20 protein-coding genes are annotated in these 16,220 nt (G+C 64.4%); 7 read left to right on the forward strand and 13 right to left on the reverse strand.

The annotated features are described in order from the left end of the window. Positions 1–36: 36 nt before the first annotated feature. The gene (uvrC, locus tag KVT37_RS21330; protein WP_217576685.1) at positions 37–2,121 is read right to left on the reverse strand and encodes an excinuclease ABC subunit UvrC; all 2,085 of its coding nucleotides are present in this window, start codon (positions 2,119–2,121) and stop codon (positions 37–39) included. Then, complete coding sequence (locus KVT37_RS21335; protein ID WP_217576687.1) at positions 2,118–2,882, reverse strand: SDR family oxidoreductase; 765 nt, start codon at positions 2,880–2,882, stop codon at positions 2,118–2,120. Before KVT37_RS21335 ends, uvrC begins: the two co-directional genes overlap by 4 nt. A 415-nt stretch (positions 2,883–3,297) precedes the next feature. Here KVT37_RS21335 and KVT37_RS21340 point away from each other — a divergent pair, with 415 nt between their 5' ends. Then, entirely contained in the window at positions 3,298–3,951 is a 654-nt protein-coding gene (locus KVT37_RS21340; RefSeq protein WP_217576689.1) for an outer membrane protein, read from the forward strand. A gap of 67 nt (positions 3,952–4,018) precedes the next feature. Here KVT37_RS21340 and KVT37_RS21345 read toward each other — a convergent pair whose 3' ends face one another. From KVT37_RS21345 to KVT37_RS21360, 4 genes are all read right to left on the reverse strand, one after another. Further along, the gene (locus KVT37_RS21345) at positions 4,019–4,387 is read right to left on the reverse strand and encodes a TfoX/Sxy family protein (RefSeq protein ID WP_217576692.1); all 369 of its coding nucleotides are present in this window, start codon (positions 4,385–4,387) and stop codon (positions 4,019–4,021) included. Between the two features lie 265 nt (positions 4,388–4,652). Next, positions 4,653–5,249, reverse strand: a complete 597-nt coding sequence (locus tag KVT37_RS21350) for a glutathione S-transferase family protein (protein ID WP_217576694.1) — start codon at positions 5,247–5,249, stop codon at positions 4,653–4,655. A 271-nt stretch (positions 5,250–5,520) separates the two neighbouring features. Beyond that, positions 5,521–5,895, reverse strand: a complete 375-nt coding sequence (locus KVT37_RS21355; protein ID WP_217576696.1) for a hypothetical protein — start codon at positions 5,893–5,895, stop codon at positions 5,521–5,523. 404 nt (positions 5,896–6,299) lie between these two features. Beyond that, positions 6,300–6,830: a DinB family protein gene (locus KVT37_RS21360; protein ID WP_217576697.1), complete on the reverse strand. Its 531-nt coding sequence runs from the start codon at positions 6,828–6,830 to the stop codon at positions 6,300–6,302. 104 nt (positions 6,831–6,934) lie between these two features. Between KVT37_RS21360 and KVT37_RS21365 the strand changes: the two genes are divergently transcribed. From KVT37_RS21365 to KVT37_RS21375, 3 genes are all read left to right on the forward strand, one after another. Beyond that, a complete protein-coding gene (locus KVT37_RS21365) occupies positions 6,935–7,525 on the forward strand; it encodes a TetR/AcrR family transcriptional regulator (protein WP_217576886.1) in 591 nt (196 codons plus the stop codon). Positions 7,526–7,695: 170 nt separating this feature from the next. Next, a complete protein-coding gene (locus KVT37_RS21370; RefSeq protein ID WP_217576699.1) occupies positions 7,696–8,100 on the forward strand; it encodes a YciI family protein in 405 nt (134 codons plus the stop codon). Further along, positions 8,097–9,356 (forward strand): RNA polymerase sigma factor, encoded by a 1,260-nt coding sequence (locus KVT37_RS21375; RefSeq protein WP_217576701.1) that lies wholly within the window; start codon positions 8,097–8,099, stop codon positions 9,354–9,356. Before KVT37_RS21370 ends, KVT37_RS21375 begins: the two co-directional genes overlap by 4 nt. Positions 9,357–9,413: 57 nt before the next feature. Here KVT37_RS21375 and KVT37_RS21380 read toward each other — a convergent pair whose 3' ends face one another. The 4 genes from KVT37_RS21380 to KVT37_RS21395 all read right to left on the reverse strand — a co-directional run bounded on the left by KVT37_RS21380 (position 9,414) and on the right by KVT37_RS21395 (position 11,657). Continuing rightward, positions 9,414–10,028 carry a LysE family translocator gene (locus KVT37_RS21380; RefSeq protein WP_217576703.1) on the reverse strand — a complete coding sequence of 205 codons (615 nt, stop codon included), beginning with the start codon at positions 10,026–10,028 and terminating at the stop codon, positions 9,414–9,416. A gap of 223 nt (positions 10,029–10,251) precedes the next feature. Further along, positions 10,252–10,704 carry a hypothetical protein gene (locus tag KVT37_RS21385; RefSeq protein WP_217576705.1) on the reverse strand — a complete coding sequence of 151 codons (453 nt, stop codon included), beginning with the start codon at positions 10,702–10,704 and terminating at the stop codon, positions 10,252–10,254. Between the two features lie 128 nt (positions 10,705–10,832). After that, positions 10,833–11,198 (reverse strand): DoxX family protein, encoded by a 366-nt coding sequence (locus KVT37_RS21390; protein ID WP_217576707.1) that lies wholly within the window; start codon positions 11,196–11,198, stop codon positions 10,833–10,835. 36 nt (positions 11,199–11,234) lie between these two features. Then, positions 11,235–11,657: a VOC family protein gene (locus KVT37_RS21395; RefSeq protein ID WP_217576709.1), complete on the reverse strand. Its 423-nt coding sequence runs from the start codon at positions 11,655–11,657 to the stop codon at positions 11,235–11,237. Between the two features lie 188 nt (positions 11,658–11,845). Between KVT37_RS21395 and KVT37_RS21400 the strand changes: the two genes are divergently transcribed. Further along, positions 11,846–12,601, forward strand: coding sequence for a helix-turn-helix domain-containing protein (locus KVT37_RS21400; RefSeq protein ID WP_217576711.1), 756 nt, complete (start codon positions 11,846–11,848; stop codon positions 12,599–12,601). A gap of 4 nt (positions 12,602–12,605) precedes the next feature. On the opposite strand, the gene KVT37_RS21405 is transcribed toward KVT37_RS21400, so the two are convergent. The 3 genes from KVT37_RS21405 to KVT37_RS21415 all read right to left on the reverse strand — a co-directional run bounded on the left by KVT37_RS21405 (position 12,606) and on the right by KVT37_RS21415 (position 14,804). After that, positions 12,606–13,454 (reverse strand): 23S rRNA (adenine(2030)-N(6))-methyltransferase RlmJ, encoded by an 849-nt coding sequence (locus tag KVT37_RS21405; RefSeq protein ID WP_217576713.1) that lies wholly within the window; start codon positions 13,452–13,454, stop codon positions 12,606–12,608. A gap of 67 nt (positions 13,455–13,521) precedes the next feature. Further along, entirely contained in the window at positions 13,522–14,151 is a 630-nt protein-coding gene (locus KVT37_RS21410) for a hypothetical protein (RefSeq protein WP_217576715.1), read from the reverse strand. A gap of 32 nt (positions 14,152–14,183) precedes the next feature. Then, positions 14,184–14,804 carry a TetR/AcrR family transcriptional regulator gene (locus tag KVT37_RS21415; RefSeq protein WP_254634169.1) on the reverse strand — a complete coding sequence of 207 codons (621 nt, stop codon included), beginning with the start codon at positions 14,802–14,804 and terminating at the stop codon, positions 14,184–14,186. Between the two features lie 135 nt (positions 14,805–14,939). On the opposite strand from KVT37_RS21415, the gene KVT37_RS21420 reads away from it, so the two are divergent. Together KVT37_RS21420 and KVT37_RS21425 are read left to right on the forward strand one after the other, a co-directional pair. After that, positions 14,940–15,413, forward strand: coding sequence for a carboxymuconolactone decarboxylase family protein (locus tag KVT37_RS21420; protein WP_217576718.1), 474 nt, complete (start codon positions 14,940–14,942; stop codon positions 15,411–15,413). 270 nt (positions 15,414–15,683) lie between these two features. Next, positions 15,684–16,037, forward strand: a complete 354-nt coding sequence (locus KVT37_RS21425; RefSeq protein WP_217576720.1) for a hypothetical protein — start codon at positions 15,684–15,686, stop codon at positions 16,035–16,037. The last annotated feature ends 183 nt before the right edge of the window (positions 16,038–16,220 follow it).

Consider the following 16,220-nt stretch of genomic DNA (forward strand, 5'->3'; position numbering starts at 1 on the left):
GTGAGGCGCCGGCATTTGCGGGAAGCCGCTCGCCCCTCAGCTCTCATGAAAATGATTGTAGACCAGCTTCGCCACATGCTCGGAAATGCCGTCGACCTTGACCAGGTCCTCGATCGCGGCCCGGCTGACCGCCTTGGCGGTGCCGAAGGCGAGCAGCAGCGCGCGCTTGCGGCCGGGGCCGATGCCGGCGATCTCGTCGAGCGGGCTTTTCACCATCTCCTTCTTGCGGCGGGCGCGGTGCGAGCCGATGGCGAAGCGGTGCACCTCGTCGCGCAGGCGCTGGACGAAATAGAGCACCGGATCGCGCACCGGCAGCATGAAGCTCTCCCTGCCCTTGACGAAGAAGCGCTCGCGCCCGGCGTCGCGGTCCGGGCCCTTGGCGATGCCTATCGCCATGACGCGGTCTTCGACGCCGAGGTCGGCAAGGATCTGGCGCACCGCCGTCATCTGACCCTGGCCGCCGTCGATCAGGATGACGTCGGGCCAGGCCGGGAAGCCGCCATTGCCGGCAACCAGATCCTCATCGCCGGTATCGTCCGCCGTTGCCGCGCCCGGCTGCTCGTCGCCATGCTCCTTGAGCAGCCGCGAAAAACGCCGCTGCATCACTTCGCGCATCATGCCGAAATCGTCGCCGGGCGTGATCTCGGTCGAGCGGATGTTGAACTTGCGGTACTGGTTCTTCACGAAACCTTCCGGCCCGGCGACGACCATGGCGCCGACCGCATTGGTGCCCATGATGTGCGAGTTGTCGTAGACCTCGATGCGCACCGGCGGTTTTTGCAGGCCGAAGGTTTCGGCGAAGCCCGTCAGCAGCCGCGCCTGTGTCGAGGTCTCGGCGAGCCTGCGGCCGAGCGCCTCGCGCGCGTTCTGCAGCGCGTGGTCGGTCAGATCCTTCTTCTCGCCGCGCTGCGGCACCGAGATGGCGATCTTGCGGCCGGCATGGGTGGAAAGCGCCTCGCCGAGCAGTTCCTGTTCCTGCGCGGTCTGCGACAGAAGCAGCGTGCGCGCCGGCAGCTTGTCGTCGTAGAACTGCGCCAGGAACGAGCCGAGCACCTCGGCCGGCTCCAGCGCCGGATCGGCCTTGGGGAAATAGGCGCGGTTGCCCCAGTTCTGGCCGGTGCGGAAGAAGAACACCTGGATGCAGGTCTGGCCGCCTTCCTGGTGGATGGCGAAGACGTCGGCCTCCTCGACCGTCTGCGGGTTGATGCCCTGATGCGCCTGCACATGCGACAGCGCCGCAAGCCGGTCGCGGTAGATGGCGGCGCGCTCGAAATCGAGCTCCTCGGAAGCCTGCTGCATGGCGGCCGAGATTTCGGTCTTCACCTTCTGGCTGCGGCCGGAGAGGAAATCCTTCGCTTCCGAGACCAGCTCGGCATAGCCCTCATGCGAGATCTCTCCGGTGCAAGGGCCGGCGCAGCGCTTGATCTGATAGAGCAGGCAGGGCCGCGTGCGGTTTTCGTAGAACGAGTTGGTGCAGCTTCGAAGCAGAAAGGCGCGCTGCAGCGAATTGATGGTGCGCCCGACCGCGCCGGCGGAAGCGAAAGGTCCGAAATAGTCGCCCTTACGCGAGCGCGCGCCGCGATGCTTGTAGATGCCGGGCGAGACATGGTCGCCGGTGAGCAGGATGTAGGGGAACGATTTGTCGTCCCGCATCAGCACGTTGAAGCGGGGCCGCAGCCGCTTGATGAGGTTGGCCTCCAGCAGCAGCGCCTCGATCTCGGTGCGGGTGACGACGAACTCCATCGTCGCCGTCTCGCGCACCATGCGGCCGATGCGGGCGGTGTGGAAACGCCCTTGCGCGTAATTGGTGACGCGCTTCTTCAGGCTGCGCGCCTTGCCGACATAGAGCACGTCGCCGGCGGCGTTCATCATGCGGTAGACGCCCGGCTGGTTGGGCAGCCGCTTGACGAAGGTCTGGATCACCTCGGCACCGACCATGCCGTCGGCGTCGCCGGCATGCGGCGTCCAGTCTATGGCCGTGAAGGCGACATCGGGACCCGACGGCAAGGCTTCGGGTTCGATGATCTCCTCCGCCGCCTCATCCTCTATGTCGATATCGACGTCGGGCGGCAAATCGTCGGCGGCGCCGTTGCGTTTGTGTCTTTGGGCTGCGGGACTCATTCCACCATGCCTGTCACATCGGGCGTCTGCCATGCAAGATGCTGGCCGCCGTCGAGCGCGATCATCTGGCCGGTCACCGAGCGCGCCTGCCAGAGATAGCGGATGGTGGCGCCGAATTCGGGCAATTGCGGGCCGCGCTTCAGGATCAGGCCCTCGACCTGGCTCTCGAAATCATCGTCATCCTGGCGCTTGTTCTTCAATGTCGGGCCAGGGCCGATGGCGTTGACGCGGATGCGCGGCCCGAGCGCCTGCGCCAGCATTTGCGTTTGCGTCCACAGCGCCGATTTCGACAGCGCGTAGGAGAAATAGCGCGGCGTCGGCCGCCAGACGCGCTGGTCGATGATGTTGACGATCAACCCCTCCTCGCCTTCGGGCAGCGCCCGGGCAAAGTTCTGCGCCAAAAGCGCCGGCGTCTTCACATGGATGGCGAAATGGCGGTCCCAGGCCTGCCAGTCGAAATCCTCGACGCGGTCGTCGACGAACAAGGACGCATTGTTGACCAGCAGCGTGACGGGCCCGAGCGCCGCTTGCGCGCGGCCTATGAGGCCGCCGACCGCCTCCATGTCCGTAAGGTCGGCAGCGACCACGGCGGCACGGCCGCCCTCGGCCGCGATCTTGCCGGCCAGCGCCTCGGCCTCGTCGCCGGAACGGTTGGCGTGGATGGCGACGGCGAAGCCATTGGCGGCGAGGTCCTCGACGATCGCCCTGCCGATCCGCCTTGCTCCACCCGTCACCAGCGCGACGGCCGCGGCTTGTCTCATCTTGTCAATCCTCAATCGGCTTCACGATTCCGGGAAGCCGGCACAATATGACGGACCAAGGTGTTAAACACCATTTCCACCTGGGGCAGGAATGTGGCGAAGCGGCCTGAACACACATTCGCCCGGCCCGGATTCGGGGCTTGTCATCGCTCAATATATGTCGCCGGACCCCTTGAACCAAGCGGTGTGCAGCGCAACATGATTAGCCTGCTGACATTTCGCTGTTGCGAAGATGCAACGTCAAGGTTCGGCCTCATTCGCGCCGGGTAATGACCCAAGTTCAGGTTCGCTTCAGCCGCATTTCAGCACGACATTTGGAACCGTTGAACGCCAGACCCGTTTATCCCCCCGGACGGGCCGGGGCGTTTCATGAACAAGCAAGCCTAAGTGTCTTGTGGCTTAAGGAGTTATAATAATGAAGACCAATCTCAAATTCGCGCCGCTCGCCGCTGCGCTCGGGCTGTTCGCCTTCGCTGGTACCGCGTTTGCAGCGGACGTCGTTTCCGAAGAGCCCCCGGCTCCCGCCCCGGTTGCGGAGCTTCCGGTTGCTTCCTGGGCCGGTCCCTATGCCGGTATCAATCTCGGCTACGGCTTCGGCGGCCATGTGAAGGCCAAGGATCAGGGCGTCGACGCCAAGACCAAGGGCTTCATCGGCGGCGTGTTCGGCGGCTACAACTGGCAGCAGGACAACTTCGTGTATGGTGCTGAAGCCGACCTCGGCTTCAATGGCACCAAGGGTTCGAGCAACGGCCTCAACGCCAAGACCGGCATCGAAGGCTCGCTGCGCGCTCGCCTCGGCTATGCCGTGACCCCGGAAATCCTGCTCTACGGCACGGGCGGTCTCGCTGCCAAGAACCAGAAGATCGACGACAGCGTCACCGGCGTGAACGACAGCAAGGCCATGCTCGGCTGGACCGCCGGCGTCGGCACCGACATCAAGGTCACGGACAATGTGTTCGGCCGCGTCGAGTACCGCTACACCGACTTCGGCAGCCACAGCTTCGGCGACGAAGGCAAGGTCAAGTCCTCGGACAACCGCGTCACCTTCGGCGTCGGTATGAAGTTCTAAGTCGTTAGAAGCCACGACACGGAAAAGCCGGGCCTTGCGCCCGGCTTTTTTTGTACCTGCGTTCGCCTCAGGCGCGCTTCTTCGCCGGTTTGACTTTCGGCGCCAGCGTCCCGACGAAAGCCAATGCGCGATCGAGCCAGCCGGCGAGATCGGCATCGGTTGCCGTGCCTTCCGGCGCTACACGGATATAGCCTTCCATGGACCGCCCGCCCATTTCCATCGTGCTCGCATGAGGAAGCGATGCGGCGGCCGCATGCGCATCCTTGCCGACACGCACCAGGAGCCCGCGCTTCGAGGTTCCGATCAGCATGTTGCCGTTGATCATGAAGCAGGTGCCGCCGAACATCTTCTGCTCGGTGAAGACGCGCTTGCCGAGCGCGGCGCGCAGGCGCGCGACCATCGGATCAGGCGCGACGCTGGTTGGAGGCTTTGTCATGCTCACCACTCCGCGATCTGGGTGATGTCAGGCAAGCATGGAAGGCGGTGGGGTTCAAGTGCGCGGCCCCTCCTTCTCCCCTTGTGGGAGAAGGTGGCCGAGCGAAAGCTCGGACGGATGAGGGGTGCTCCAGCTTGACGCGGACCTTCATCAGTCTTCCGTGCGCCGGGTTCGCCAGCGCCTCGTTGCCTCCAACACCCCTCATCCGTCTCGGCGCTATCGCGCCGATCCACCTTCTCCCACAAGGGGAGAAGGAGAAGGCTCCTCACCCCGGCACTGCCCCCTTCAGCTCCGGAAACTTCTCATCAAACCGCGCGGCCCAGCGCACCAGCCGGCTGCGGCCCTTTTCCCACTGTCCGCCAAAACGCAGCGCCAGATAGCCGAGGGTGGCGCGCAGCGCCATGTGGCCGGCGGTGATCTTCTTCGGCAGCTTCGGCGGGTTGGCATTGAGCAGGTCGAGCGCGGTGATGATCTTCGCCCACTGGCGGTCGAGCCAGGGCTGGTAGACCATTTCCTCGGGCCGCGTGCGCCGCTCATAGACCATCGACAGCGCGCAGTCGCAGATGCCGTCGGCCAGCGCCTCCAGCACTTCCGCCTCGAGACGCTTGTCGGGGTTGCGCGGGAACAGCGCGCTCTTCGACAGCCGGTTGAGATGCTGGGTGATGGCCCTGCTGTCGTGGATCGTGCGGCCGTCCTCCAGCACCAGCACCGGGATCTTGCCGAGCGGGTTGGCCGAGATCAGTTCGGCGGGCTTGTCCTCCGTCTTGACCGGCACGAGGTCGACGGCGATGCCGGCATAGATGGCCGCCATGCGGACCTTCGAACTGTAGGGGGACGTGGACGCGTAGAGCAATTTCGGCATGATCGGCTTTCCAGTTGTTTGCGGCACTGTTGACCGATCGCGATCCGAAGGGCAACGGCCAGCAGACCAATCCAGATTGGCCAATGCATATTGCCGGCGCCGGCTGCCGCAACGAAAAAGCTCCCGGAAGTTTTGCCGGCGGCAAAATTTCCGAGAGCTTTAGGAGGAGCGTCCGCTCCGACTCCGCTCGCTCAGACACCGAATTGGCGAGAGGGGTGCCTGGATGGCACCCGCCCTCACCCGTTGCGGCCAGCCAAGCGAAGCTACGCGATTACTTCTTGGCGGCCGGCTTCTTGGCCGGAGCTGCCTTCTTCACGGCTGCCGGCGCCTTGGCGGCGGCGGCCTTCAACGGAGCCTTGGCGGCGGGCTTGGCCGCGGCCTTCGCTGCCGGCTTCTTGGCGGCGGGCTTGGCTGCTGCCTTGGCCGCCGGCTTTGCCGCTGCCTTGGCGGCAGGCTTCGCCGCGGCCTTCGCGGCCGGCTTAGCCGCAGCCTTGGCCGCCGGCTTCGCCGCTGCCTTGGCCGGAGCCTTGGCGGCTGCCTTCGGTGCCGCTGCCTTCTTCACTGCTGCAGGTTTCGCGGCAGCCTTAGCTGCCGGCTTCTTTGCCGGCGCTTTCGCCGCCGGCGCCTTGGTTGTCGTCTTTGCCATGCGATGCCCCTTGCGTTTTGCCGATGGTCGTGAGTGACCCGGCGTGCCTATGCATATCTGACTCGCGACTGTCTAGCCAGCGAAGCAACACAATGATTTTCAGTTATTGAATTTTGGTTACGCAAAACGCGCCAAGATGCATCTTATTGAAAAATTGTGAGCGAATCTGTCACTTTCGAAGTGACGGCCAGCCATGTAGATTTTCACGCGGCTTCTATCGCCTGATCATCCATCGGCCCGCAGCATAGCTCTATATCGGAATGTGAGCAGAGTGCTCACAATAGAGAATAAGCTGCTGAACGCCCGCTTCATCTTGTCCAGCACAAACATCTACAGATGAACCGGCCGCGCAACGGGGCAAAATCTTACCTGCTGGAAAGTGAGCTTCAAGCTCATATTCAGCGTCAGACCTCCGCGGGTTCGCGCACACCCTGCAGGCGGCGCATCGGCTCGGCCCGATGCAAATGCACGGCGTAGGTGTCCCAGGGCGGCGAGACCGCGATCCGCGCCAGCATGCGGCCGATCTCGCCGCGATGATAGCTGCCGTGCAAGACGACATGGGTCAGCATCTCCTGCCTCGTCATGCAGCCTTTGTCGCCGTCGGTGAAGGTGAAGGCGACGGGCTCTGCAAGTTCCTGTTCCGAAACGGTTTCGAGATAGTCGAGATACCAGCGGTCCGCCTCGGCCAGGGCGGCGCGCAGTCCGGCCGGCTCCGGGGTTTCCTCGGTGTTGTCGCTCGCATAGCCATGGGCAACGCCCTTCAGATGCGCGGCAAAGATCCGCGACACGACATGGATGTGGTTCAGCAGCCGGACCGCAGCGTGGCGCTCCCCGGCGTCGCAAGCCGGGTCCATCCCGGCAAGCTTTCCCGCGAGCTCATCGTTGGCCCAGGCCTGGTAGACAAGCAGGCTCTTCAGCAAGGTCTTGGCGCTCATCCTTTTGGACCCATTTGCGTTGGCGAAGTGAATGTGAGTATCCTGTTTATATTCTCGGGAGACGGGCCAGCATGTCTACTCGCATTGCCAAGCCGGCCGCGCGCATGCGCAAGCAGCCGCGCCAGGCGCGTTCGATCGCCACCGTCGAGGCGATCATCGAAGCCGGTGCTCACGTTCTGAGCGAGCTCGGCTGGGCCGGGTTTTCCACCAACAAGGTTGCCGAGGCGGCGGGCGTCAGCATCGGTTCGCTCTATCAATATTTCCCCGACAAGCTCGCTCTGGTCGAAGCGATCCGGCGCCGTCACTTCGATCATGTGCTGTCGGTGATCAGCGAAGCGGCGGCCGACGAGAAGCCGCTGAGGCAGTTCGCGCGTGAGCTGGTGCGCGGCATGATCGGCGCGCACTCGATCCATCCGACGCTGCACCAGGTGCTGCTCGACGAGGCGCCGGGCGACCGCGGCTCGCGCGCCGCGCATGCTTCGTTCCAGACGCGCTATCTCGACCACTACGCCGCGGCCGTTGCGCAGTACCGCAAACGCCGCAAGGACACCGAGACGATGGCGCGCGTGCTCTCCTCGGCGGTCGAAGGCGTGATCCACAACGCGGCGCGCCGCAACATGCTCGACGCGCCGGAATTGCAAAAGCAGCTTGTGGAGCTGATCGCGACCTATCTGTCGGGCAGCCGGGCTACCTGACCTATCGGGCGCCAAGGCTGCCTGAGACAGTGCCAAGCAGTGAAGGCCGGCGCCGGCTCGCGCGCCGCCTCACCCGATCACCGGCATCGCAAAATAATTCGTGTCGCCTGTCGATTCCGCCGATCGCTGTTCGTCGTATCATCGCAACCAACCAACCGAAGGAATACAAGATGCGTTTCATGATGCTGATGATCCCCGGCGGCTACGCGACCGCGGCACCCGACGTTCGACCCGAAGCCGACGCCGTCGCGACGATGATGAAATACAATGAGGAGCTGAAGCGGGCCGGCGTGCTGCTCGCGCTCGACGGGCTGCATCCGCCATCCTCGGGCGCCCGGGTCTCCTTCAGCGGCGGCAAGCCGACCGTCACCGACGGTCCCTTCGCGGAGGTCAAGGAAGTGCTCGGCGGCTATTGGATGATCGACGTGCGCTCGCGCGAGGAAGCGATCGAATGGGCTCGTCGCTGCCCGGCCTCCGACAATGAAGTGATCGAGGTCCGCCAAGTCTTCGAGATGAGCGATTTTTCCGACGACGTGCAGAAAGTGGTCGAAGGTTTCGACGGGCTCAAAGGTTGACCACGACGGCAACCCTGGAAGCGGTCTGGCGGATCGAGCAGCCGAAGCTCGCCGCCAGGCTCACCCGCATCCTGCGCGACGTCGGCCTGGCCGAGGAGGTGGTGCAGGATGCTTTCGTGCAGGCGCTGGAACGCTGGCCGCAAGACGGTGTTCCGAACAATCCGGCCGCCTGGCTGACCCGGGTCGCCACCAACCGGGCGCTCGATCGGCTGCGCCGAACCGTGCTGATCGACGGCAAGCATCGCCAGCTGGCCGTCGACCTCGCTGAGCTGGAGCGCGAGGTGCCCGACATCGAAGCGGCGCTCGACGAGGACATCGACGACGATCTGTTGCGGCTGATCTTCACCGCCTGCCATCCGGTGCTGCCGGCCGAGCAGCGCGCGGCGCTTACCTTGCGGATGCTGGGCGGGCTGTCGACGCCCGAGATCGCGCGCGCCTTCCTGGTGGCGGAGACGACCGTCGCCCAGCGCATCGTGCGCGCCAAAAGGACGCTGCGCGATGCCGGCATCGCCTTCGAGACGCCGCGCGGGCAGGAGCGGCGCGAACGCCTCGGCGCCGTGCTGGAGGTGATCTACCTGATCTTCAACGAAGGCTATGTCGCTTCCGCCGGACCGGACTGGCTGCGCCCGGATCTTAGCAGCGAAGCGATGCGCCTCGGCCGCTTGCTGGCGGCGCTGGTGCCGCAGGAGCCCGAGGCGCTCGGCCTGGTGGCGCTGATGGAGCTCAGCGCCTCGCGCTTTGGCGCCCGCATCGACGCGGCGGGCAATCCGGTCCTTTTGCTCGCCCAGGACCGCAATCGCTGGGACTGGTCGCTGATCCGGCGCGGCCTTGACGGGCTGAACCGCGCGATGGCGCTGACACCGACACCTGGCCCCTACCAGCTGCAGGCGATGATCGCCGCCTGCCATGCGCGCGCGCTGAGCGCCGCCGACACCGACTGGATCGCCATCGCCGCATACTACCAGGCGCTCGCGCTGGCAGCGCCCTCGCCCATCGTCGAGGTCAACCGGGCGGTCGCTGCCGGCATGGCGTTCGGACCGGCGCAAGGGCTCGCCATCGCCGACGCGCTGCGTGACGAACCCCGGCTCAAGGATACGCATCTGTTGCCCACGGTGCGCGGCGACCTTCTGGAGAAGCTTGGACGGATGGACGAAGCCCACGCGGAGTTTCGCCGCGCTGCCGCGCTGACGAGCAATGATAGGGAACGCGCCCTGCTGCTTGCGCGGGCTGGTGGTGATGAAACCAATTCAGGATAGGTCGGCGGGGCAGCGCCTACCCCAGCTGTCGATCAGCTGCCATTGAACCGGCGGCTCTCAGCGCGTGGCGACCACGGCCACGCCGGCGCCGATCATCACGCCGCCCGCGGCGCGGTTCACGCGGCGCACGATCGCGGGGGTGCGCAACAGGCCGCGGGCTCGGCCGGCGAGCACGACATGCCCGCCGATGACCACGGCCTCGACGATCAGGATCACTGTCGCCAGCACGCCAAGATCGCTTGTGTTGAGCGACGCGCCGACCACGTTGGGCAGCAGCGCAACGTAGAATAGCGGCATCTTCGGATTGCCGAGGTTGAGGGCGATGCCGGTGGCGAAGGTCGCCAGCAAGCCGCGCCTGTTCGGCACGGGCTGCAATTGCGGCACCATGGGCACAGCGGTCCACAGCCTGATGCCCATCCAGATCAGATAGGCCGCGCCGCCATAGCGAAGCACGGTCATGATGACCGCCATCTTGGCGGCGATGATCGACAGCCCGAAGGTGGCGAGCACCAGAAAGATCAGGATACCGACCACCGTCCCGGCCCCGTAGGCGATGCCCGACGCAGCACCGCTGGAGATCGTGCGGGCAACGATCGTCATATTGTCGGGTCCAGGACTGGCTGCAAACACGAAGAATGCGGCCGCGAAGGCGAGGAGGGTTGAAATATCCATGAAGTTTCCCGATTCACAAACTCATGGCAGCGCGCGAAACAAGAAGCGGCTCGGGCACTCCAGCCCCGCAGGCGGATGCTTTAAGGTGTGTTGAGATTCAGGTCAGGCCGAGTCGAAAATGACGACTTCCGAGAACCGGAGCGGAGCGTACTTGAGTACGTGAGCACCGGAAGCGCAGGAAGTCGGCATTTGCAGGCCGGCCTCACCTGAATATCAACGCACCTCAGCGCAGCACGCGGCAGCGGCCGTTATAAACCATCCAGCGGTCGAAGCCCGAGACGCAGAACTCGACATTGTCGCCGATCGAGGCAAAGCCCTGGCCTTCCTCGATCAGGTAGAAGATCGAGCGGTCGCGGCCGTCGGACAGGTTGACGGTGGCGCGGCAATAGTGGCGGCCGATCGGCCATTCGTCATTGGCCGGCTCATAACGATGCTGGCGGATGTTGCGGAAATCGGTGATCGCGACGTCCGGCAGATGCGGCACGTGATGCACCTGATAGGAGAAGCGGTCGGTGATCTTGCTCAGCACCCAGCTTTCGCCGCAGACGCTGCCGTCGTCCCCGGAATAAACGCTGAGGTCGGCGGCCTGCGCCGCTTGGCTAAAGCCCAGCGGGGCGGCAAACGGAGTGGACAGCGCAACCAGCGCGGCAAGAGCGGAATGAGCGAAGCGAGTCATGACAGCCTCTCGAGGTCGGTTGCACGCACTGTGCGGATTCGGTTGGCGGCGGTCAAGCCGGCGCGAAATAAAGGTTTTCCGGAAGAGACTTTGGGGTTTCCGCAAAACTTCGTTCCGGATTTCACCGACTAATCAAGTATGCCGGCCAGCAGCAGCCCGCCGATGACGGCGATGTTGATCAGGAAGGCATTGCGCAGCACCTGGCGTTCCGGCTCCTCACTGGCCCAGAAACGCAAAAGCATCACGTTCGTCGCCAGCGTGAAGATGACCAGCGCGACGGCGGCAAACGGCCGGGCTATGCCAACGGCAAGCAGGAAACCGGCAACGATTTCGGCCGTCGAGCCGACGGCCAGCATGAAGGCCGGGGCCGGAAATTTCTGGGCGGCCAGATAATCGCGCATCGCCGCGAATTTCACGAAATGCTCGATGCCGGCGAAGACGAACACGCCGCCGATCAGGAGAGCGCCAAGCCCCTGAATGGTTTGAACGGGCATGGCGGCCTCCTCTGTCGATGACGTATCCTGCTCCGCTCAGTCCTCGGGGACGAAGGCCGGGTTGTAGACGACCTCCCACAGATGACCGTCGGGATCCTGAAAATAGCCGGCATAGCCGCCCCAGAAGGTCTTCTGCGCCGGCTTGACCACGCGGGCGCCGGCCTTGACGGCTTCAGCCATCACCGCGTCGACCTCGGCCTCGCTGCCGACATTGTGGCCGATGGTCAACTCGGTCGGGCTGCGGCCGCTCTGCGGCACCGTGGCATCCCAGGCGATGTTGGCGCGCTCGTAGATGGCGAATTTCAGGCCGCCGGCGAGATCGAAGAAGGCGACGGCGCCATGCTCGAATTCGCGGCCGATGATGCCTTCGGTCGGCAGGCCGAGACCGTCGCGGTAGAATTTGAGCGACGCTTCGAGATCGTCGACGCCAAGCGTGAGTACGGTGATACGAGCTTTCATTTCTCTCACTCCTTTCTATATTCGTGACCAACGTCCGAAATCGGATGTGGTTGGCAAAAGGCGCCGAGGGGCACCAGCGAGCTGCGTCCGTTCTGCCATGGATGAAGTGGCCGGCATTGAAGATTTCGGCCAAAGTAGCCGTTGCACCGACCCGGCAAGTGAGACCAGCGGAGCAGATCGAAGAGAGAATGGAACCGGTCCTGGCGCAGACAACCGGCTTCTTTCGGGAACGGCCCGTCCGCCGAGGGCTGAGCGACGCCTTCTCAGCGGTCTGGGTCCACCGCATGGACGACCGCGCCTCGCCACCCATCGTCATCACGCCGGACGCCACGATCGACCTGCAATGGATCGACGGCCGTTTTCGCGTGGCCGGACCGGACAAGGAGCCGCAGATCGAGACGCCGCCGGCCGGCGCGATGATCATCGGCTTCCGCTTCCGGCCGGGCGCGGCCTCCGGCTGGCTCGGCGTGCCGGTGAGCGAAATCCTCGGCGGACGGCTCGGGCTCGACGAATTATGGGGCACGCGCTGCCGGGAACTTTCGGACCGTATCAGGCCGACGTCCAGCCTGGCCAAGTTGGTGTGGCACCTGGAACAGACGATCGGCGCTCACTCGGAAGGACGCAATGCGCTCGACCCGCTGATGGGCGGCGCTTTCGACGTCATCGAAGAGGGCCTGCCGCCGGAAACGCCGCTGGTTCCGTTCCTGCAGCGTCACCTGCATATGAGCGAGCGGACGCTGCGCCGGCGTTTCGAGGACGCTTTCGGCTATGGTCCCAAAACGCTCGACCGCATCCTGCGCTTCCACCGCTTCCGGCGCCTGCAACGGCAGCAAGGCGACGCCTCGACCGCGCTGCTCGCGATCGAAGCCGGCTATGCCGACCAGGCGCATCTGATCCGCGAGAGCCGGCGGCTGACCGGCGTGACGCCCTCGGCGCTGGCTTAAGCGCCTACTCGCCGGCCAGCCAATCGAGCGTCCAGCGCGAGGGTTGCCGGACGGCGAGCACCTTGTGCAGGCCCGGCAACAGGGTCTTCAGTTCGCCTTCCAGCGTGTAGGGCGGATTGACCACCACCAGGCCGCTGCCGTCGAGGCTGGGCTCGTCCGAGGCAGGCCGGATCTCGAAGGCGATGTCGAGCAGTTTCGGAATGCCGGTTTCCTTCAACGCCGCGCGGAAAGCGGTCACCGCCTTGCGATCCTTGATCGGGTACCAGAGCGCATAGATGCCGCCCGGCCAGCGCCGATGCGCCCTTTGCAGGCCCTCGACGAGACGGGAGAACTCGCCCTCCTCCTCGAAGGGCGGATCGATGAGGACGAGGCCGCGCTTTTCCTTCGGCGGCAGTTGCGCGCCGGGCGCCAGCCAGCCGTCGAGCTCGATCACCCTCGTCTGGAAATCGCCGGCGAAAGCCGATTTCAGCCGCGCGGCATCCTGGGGGTGCAACTCGATCGCCGTCAGCCGGTCCTGGTTGCGCAGCAGATGGCGCACGATCAGTGGCGAGCCGGGATAATGCTTGAGGCCGCCGTCGGGATTTTGCGCGCGCACCGCTTCCAGATAGGGCTGAAGCAGTGCCGCCGCTTGCGGCTCGAGCGTCGCCTCGAAGAGCCGACCAATGCCGCCCTGCCACTCGCCGGTCTTGCCGGCTTCGACCGAGGCGAGATCGTAGCGGCCGATGCCGGCATGAGTGTCGACAACGCGAAAAGCCTTGTCCTTCTGTTTGAGATATTCGACGAGGCGCGCCAGCACGGCGTGCTTGACGACATCGGCGAAATTGCCGGCGTGATAGGCGTGACGGTAGTTCATGCGCTTACTCTAAATTGAAGTGATAGAGGATGATGTCATCCGAAAACCCGCTTCACACCTTCCGGCATCATGCTCCAGGCGAGCCGTTGCGGCCCCAGCGCGGCGGTGGCGGCTGCGAATTGGGGTTCTGCGGATGGCCACCGCCGCGGCGACCGAAGACCAGCGACAGCGCCAATCCGGCCACGCCGATGCCCATCAGCGTGTAGCCGGCCGGCTCAGCGCGTTCGTCGATCGAGCCGGTGCCGGCACGCAGGATGAGATCGACCGCGCGCATGTCGATGCCGTCGGCATCGCCCGGGCCGACGGTGAAGACATAAGGACCGGGCGTGACCGCCTCGATGACGCCGGCCTCGTCGCGAAAGATCTTGTCGGGCAGTTGCAGGCTGACCTGGCGCGGATTGTCGGTGTGGTTGAAGGAGAGCGTCGATGCCAGCGCCGTGCGGCCGCCGCTCGCCGCGGTCAGCGTCAGCAGCGTGCGCTGCTGCCCGGCGACGCGCTCGGCCCGCGCGGTCAGGTCGACCAGCACTCGCACCGGCGCATCGCTTGCGGCAAGCCGCACCGTGACCGGCCGGAAGCGGCCGCCCTCATAGACGCGCCAGGCGCCGATGGCATGGCCGGAAAAATTGCTCATCGCCCAAGGATAGAAGATGCCGATGGCAGCACCGGCAATGAGAAGAAGGATGGAGAGGAAGCGCATTCAGAGCCTTGGTCTTCGGGCCGAGATGGTCGCTATTTTGCGGCGGTTTCGTTTCGGGCAGCTTCGCGGACCCGCTCCATCTCGTCCAGAAACATTTCCAGGCCAAGCTCGAAAGTCTTGTCGAAGCCGCCGGCGCCGAAATAGGCGCCGGCCCGCATGACGCACGGATAGTCGCGCCCCAGCTCCTCGCCGCTGACGGTGGTGACCGCCGACGGCCCCTTGGCGTAGCCGGCCGTCTCGTCGAGAATCGCGCCCATCAGATAGTAGCCGGCGGCGCGGAACAGGCGGGCGCTGAGCTCAGGCCCGAAGCCGCCATCCTCGAACAGGCCGATGATGGCGTTCAGCTTGGCAAGGCAGGGCGGAGAGTTCATGCGGTAGACGACGATGAACGGCGCGAAGGCCGGGTGCTCGGTGGCGACGCGGCGGAACTCCTGCATGCCCGCGCGGACCCTGTCGCGCCAGGGCAGATCGTCGCCGGGGATGACAAGCCCGCTGATCTGCCGGTCGACCAGCGCCTCATAGAGATGCGCCTGCGAGGGGAAGTGATGATAGATGCTCATCGCCTCGCAGCCGAGCCTGGCGGCGAGCTTGCGCATCGAAAAGCCGGAAAGTCCTTCCCGCTCGATCACCTCGAAGGCGGCGACCTCGATCATCTCGCGGGAGAGTTTTCCGCGGGGCCGCTTTTTTTTGCTCGATGCATCCATGGCCGTGCTTGACAACTTACACTGTAAGGTTCATCTTCCGCATACCTTACATCGTAAGGCTAACAAAAGCCAGAGGAGAACATCATGTCTTTCATTCGCATCGTCTCAACCGTGCATTCCTGCCTTCGTTCCGCCTCGATCATCGCCGCGGCGGGCGTATTTGCCACCATGCTGGCCTCCGCGCCTGCCCGCGCCGACGATTACGACGCGACGCTGAAGGACATCCAGTCGACGATGGGCGGCGTGCCGAGCTTCGTGAAGCAGTTCCCGAAAGCCGGTCTGCCCGGCGCCTGGGCCGAGGTCAAGGCCATCGAACTCAGCGACAAGACGGCGCTGCCGCCGAAGGTCAAGTCGCTGATCTCGCTGGCGGTCGCGGCGCAGATCCCCTGCAACTACTGCATCTGGTCGGACACCCAGGACGCCAAGCGCGCCGGCGCCACCGACGAGGAGATCCAGGAGGCCGTCGCCATGGCGGCGCTGACCCGCCACTGGAGCACCATCTTCAACGGCATGCAGGTCGATTTCGAGACCTTCAAGAAGGAGATGGGCGGGCAATAACGCCGAACGGCGAAGATTGCCGCAACGACCTGGCCCGCTTTAGCGGGCCATTCTTTTGCCTTATCAGCCCGATATCCGCCCTTCCCGACAACCGGCCGGCGTGAATGGGCGCGCAAGATCAACCGTTCACTCCCAAAAGTCCGCTGAAAAATCCGCCCGTCAGATCAATCAGCTATCGCTAAATTGATCAGGTTTGCCATAATGCGTCGGGGTGGGTTGCTGATAATGATTCGAAACAAGGGGTGTCTTGCGCACTCTAGGGGATTATTGATGCTCATAGCCGATGGTAACTCAAACCGGCGTTCGCCCAAGAACAACTTTTCCTCACCGAGTAATGCGTTTGTTAAATCCTTGATTGTCTTCGCCATTATGGCCGTGTCCGGCTGTCAATATTTCAATTTTGGCCAGCCGACTTCCTTCAGCGTATCCCAAAGCAGCAATGCCGACCTGGTCAGCTTGAAACCCAATCGGGTTCAAGCAAGGATCGCGCCGCGTCCGGTCACCAGCGTGAGCGTCAATCCCTATCTCGGAAATGCCGCGCATATCTGCAGCCCGAGCGGCTTCGGACAGCAATCGCATTGTTTTGCGCGGGCCGCCGGACCGCTTTCAGTTCAGAACATCTGAGCTCCGACTGCATATTGAAATATGCCGACTGCGTGCGCCGGCACGCCGGTAATTTCGTTCGCGCATCCTGCTTCGAGCCATCGCGATGAACCGGCAAACTTCCGTGGGATCGGCTTCAGCGGATGTCCAGAATATCAATTGTTCGCCTGTTTTGATTGCATAATTCGCCGCAGGGGTCGTTGA

This window comes from Mesorhizobium sp. GbtcB19 (genome assembly GCF_019091085.1).
Classification (GTDB): Bacteria; Pseudomonadota; Alphaproteobacteria; order Rhizobiales; family Rhizobiaceae; genus Mesorhizobium.

What these genes read in the sequence shown, in the direction of transcription:
- KVT37_RS21415 (WP_254634169.1), bottom strand. Translation starts at nt 14,804, where the DNA reads ATGATCGAGGTCGCCGCCTTCGAGGTGATCGAGCGGGAAGGACTTTCC.
- KVT37_RS21365 (WP_217576886.1), top strand. Translation starts at nt 6,935, where the DNA reads ATGCGCAAGCAGCCGCGCCAGGCGCGTTCGATCGCCACCGTCGAGGCG.
- KVT37_RS21360 (WP_217576697.1), bottom strand. Translation starts at nt 6,830, where the DNA reads ATGAGCGCCAAGACCTTGCTGAAGAGCCTGCTTGTCTACCAGGCCTGG.
- KVT37_RS21335 (WP_217576687.1), bottom strand. Translation starts at nt 2,882, where the DNA reads ATGAGACAAGCCGCGGCCGTCGCGCTGGTGACGGGTGGAGCAAGGCGG.
- KVT37_RS21405 (WP_217576713.1), bottom strand. Translation starts at nt 13,454, where the DNA reads ATGAACTACCGTCACGCCTATCACGCCGGCAATTTCGCCGATGTCGTC.
- KVT37_RS21385 (WP_217576705.1), bottom strand. Translation starts at nt 10,704, where the DNA reads ATGACTCGCTTCGCTCATTCCGCTCTTGCCGCGCTGGTTGCGCTGTCC.
- KVT37_RS21425 (WP_217576720.1), top strand. Translation starts at nt 15,684, where the DNA reads ATGCTCATAGCCGATGGTAACTCAAACCGGCGTTCGCCCAAGAACAAC.
- KVT37_RS21395 (WP_217576709.1), bottom strand. Translation starts at nt 11,657, where the DNA reads ATGAAAGCTCGTATCACCGTACTCACGCTTGGCGTCGACGATCTCGAA.
- KVT37_RS21350 (WP_217576694.1), bottom strand. Translation starts at nt 5,249, where the DNA reads ATGCCGAAATTGCTCTACGCGTCCACGTCCCCCTACAGTTCGAAGGTC.
- KVT37_RS21355 (WP_217576696.1), bottom strand. Translation starts at nt 5,895, where the DNA reads ATGGCAAAGACGACAACCAAGGCGCCGGCGGCGAAAGCGCCGGCAAAG.
- KVT37_RS21340 (WP_217576689.1), top strand. Translation starts at nt 3,298, where the DNA reads ATGAAGACCAATCTCAAATTCGCGCCGCTCGCCGCTGCGCTCGGGCTG.
- KVT37_RS21420 (WP_217576718.1), top strand. Translation starts at nt 14,940, where the DNA reads ATGTCTTTCATTCGCATCGTCTCAACCGTGCATTCCTGCCTTCGTTCC.
- KVT37_RS21390 (WP_217576707.1), bottom strand. Translation starts at nt 11,198, where the DNA reads ATGCCCGTTCAAACCATTCAGGGGCTTGGCGCTCTCCTGATCGGCGGC.
- KVT37_RS21380 (WP_217576703.1), bottom strand. Translation starts at nt 10,028, where the DNA reads ATGGATATTTCAACCCTCCTCGCCTTCGCGGCCGCATTCTTCGTGTTT.
- KVT37_RS21345 (WP_217576692.1), bottom strand. Translation starts at nt 4,387, where the DNA reads ATGACAAAGCCTCCAACCAGCGTCGCGCCTGATCCGATGGTCGCGCGC.
- KVT37_RS21410 (WP_217576715.1), bottom strand. Translation starts at nt 14,151, where the DNA reads ATGCGCTTCCTCTCCATCCTTCTTCTCATTGCCGGTGCTGCCATCGGC.
- KVT37_RS21400 (WP_217576711.1), top strand. Translation starts at nt 11,846, where the DNA reads ATGGAACCGGTCCTGGCGCAGACAACCGGCTTCTTTCGGGAACGGCCC.
- KVT37_RS21370 (WP_217576699.1), top strand. Translation starts at nt 7,696, where the DNA reads ATGCGTTTCATGATGCTGATGATCCCCGGCGGCTACGCGACCGCGGCA.
- uvrC (WP_217576685.1), bottom strand. Translation starts at nt 2,121, where the DNA reads ATGAGTCCCGCAGCCCAAAGACACAAACGCAACGGCGCCGCCGACGAT.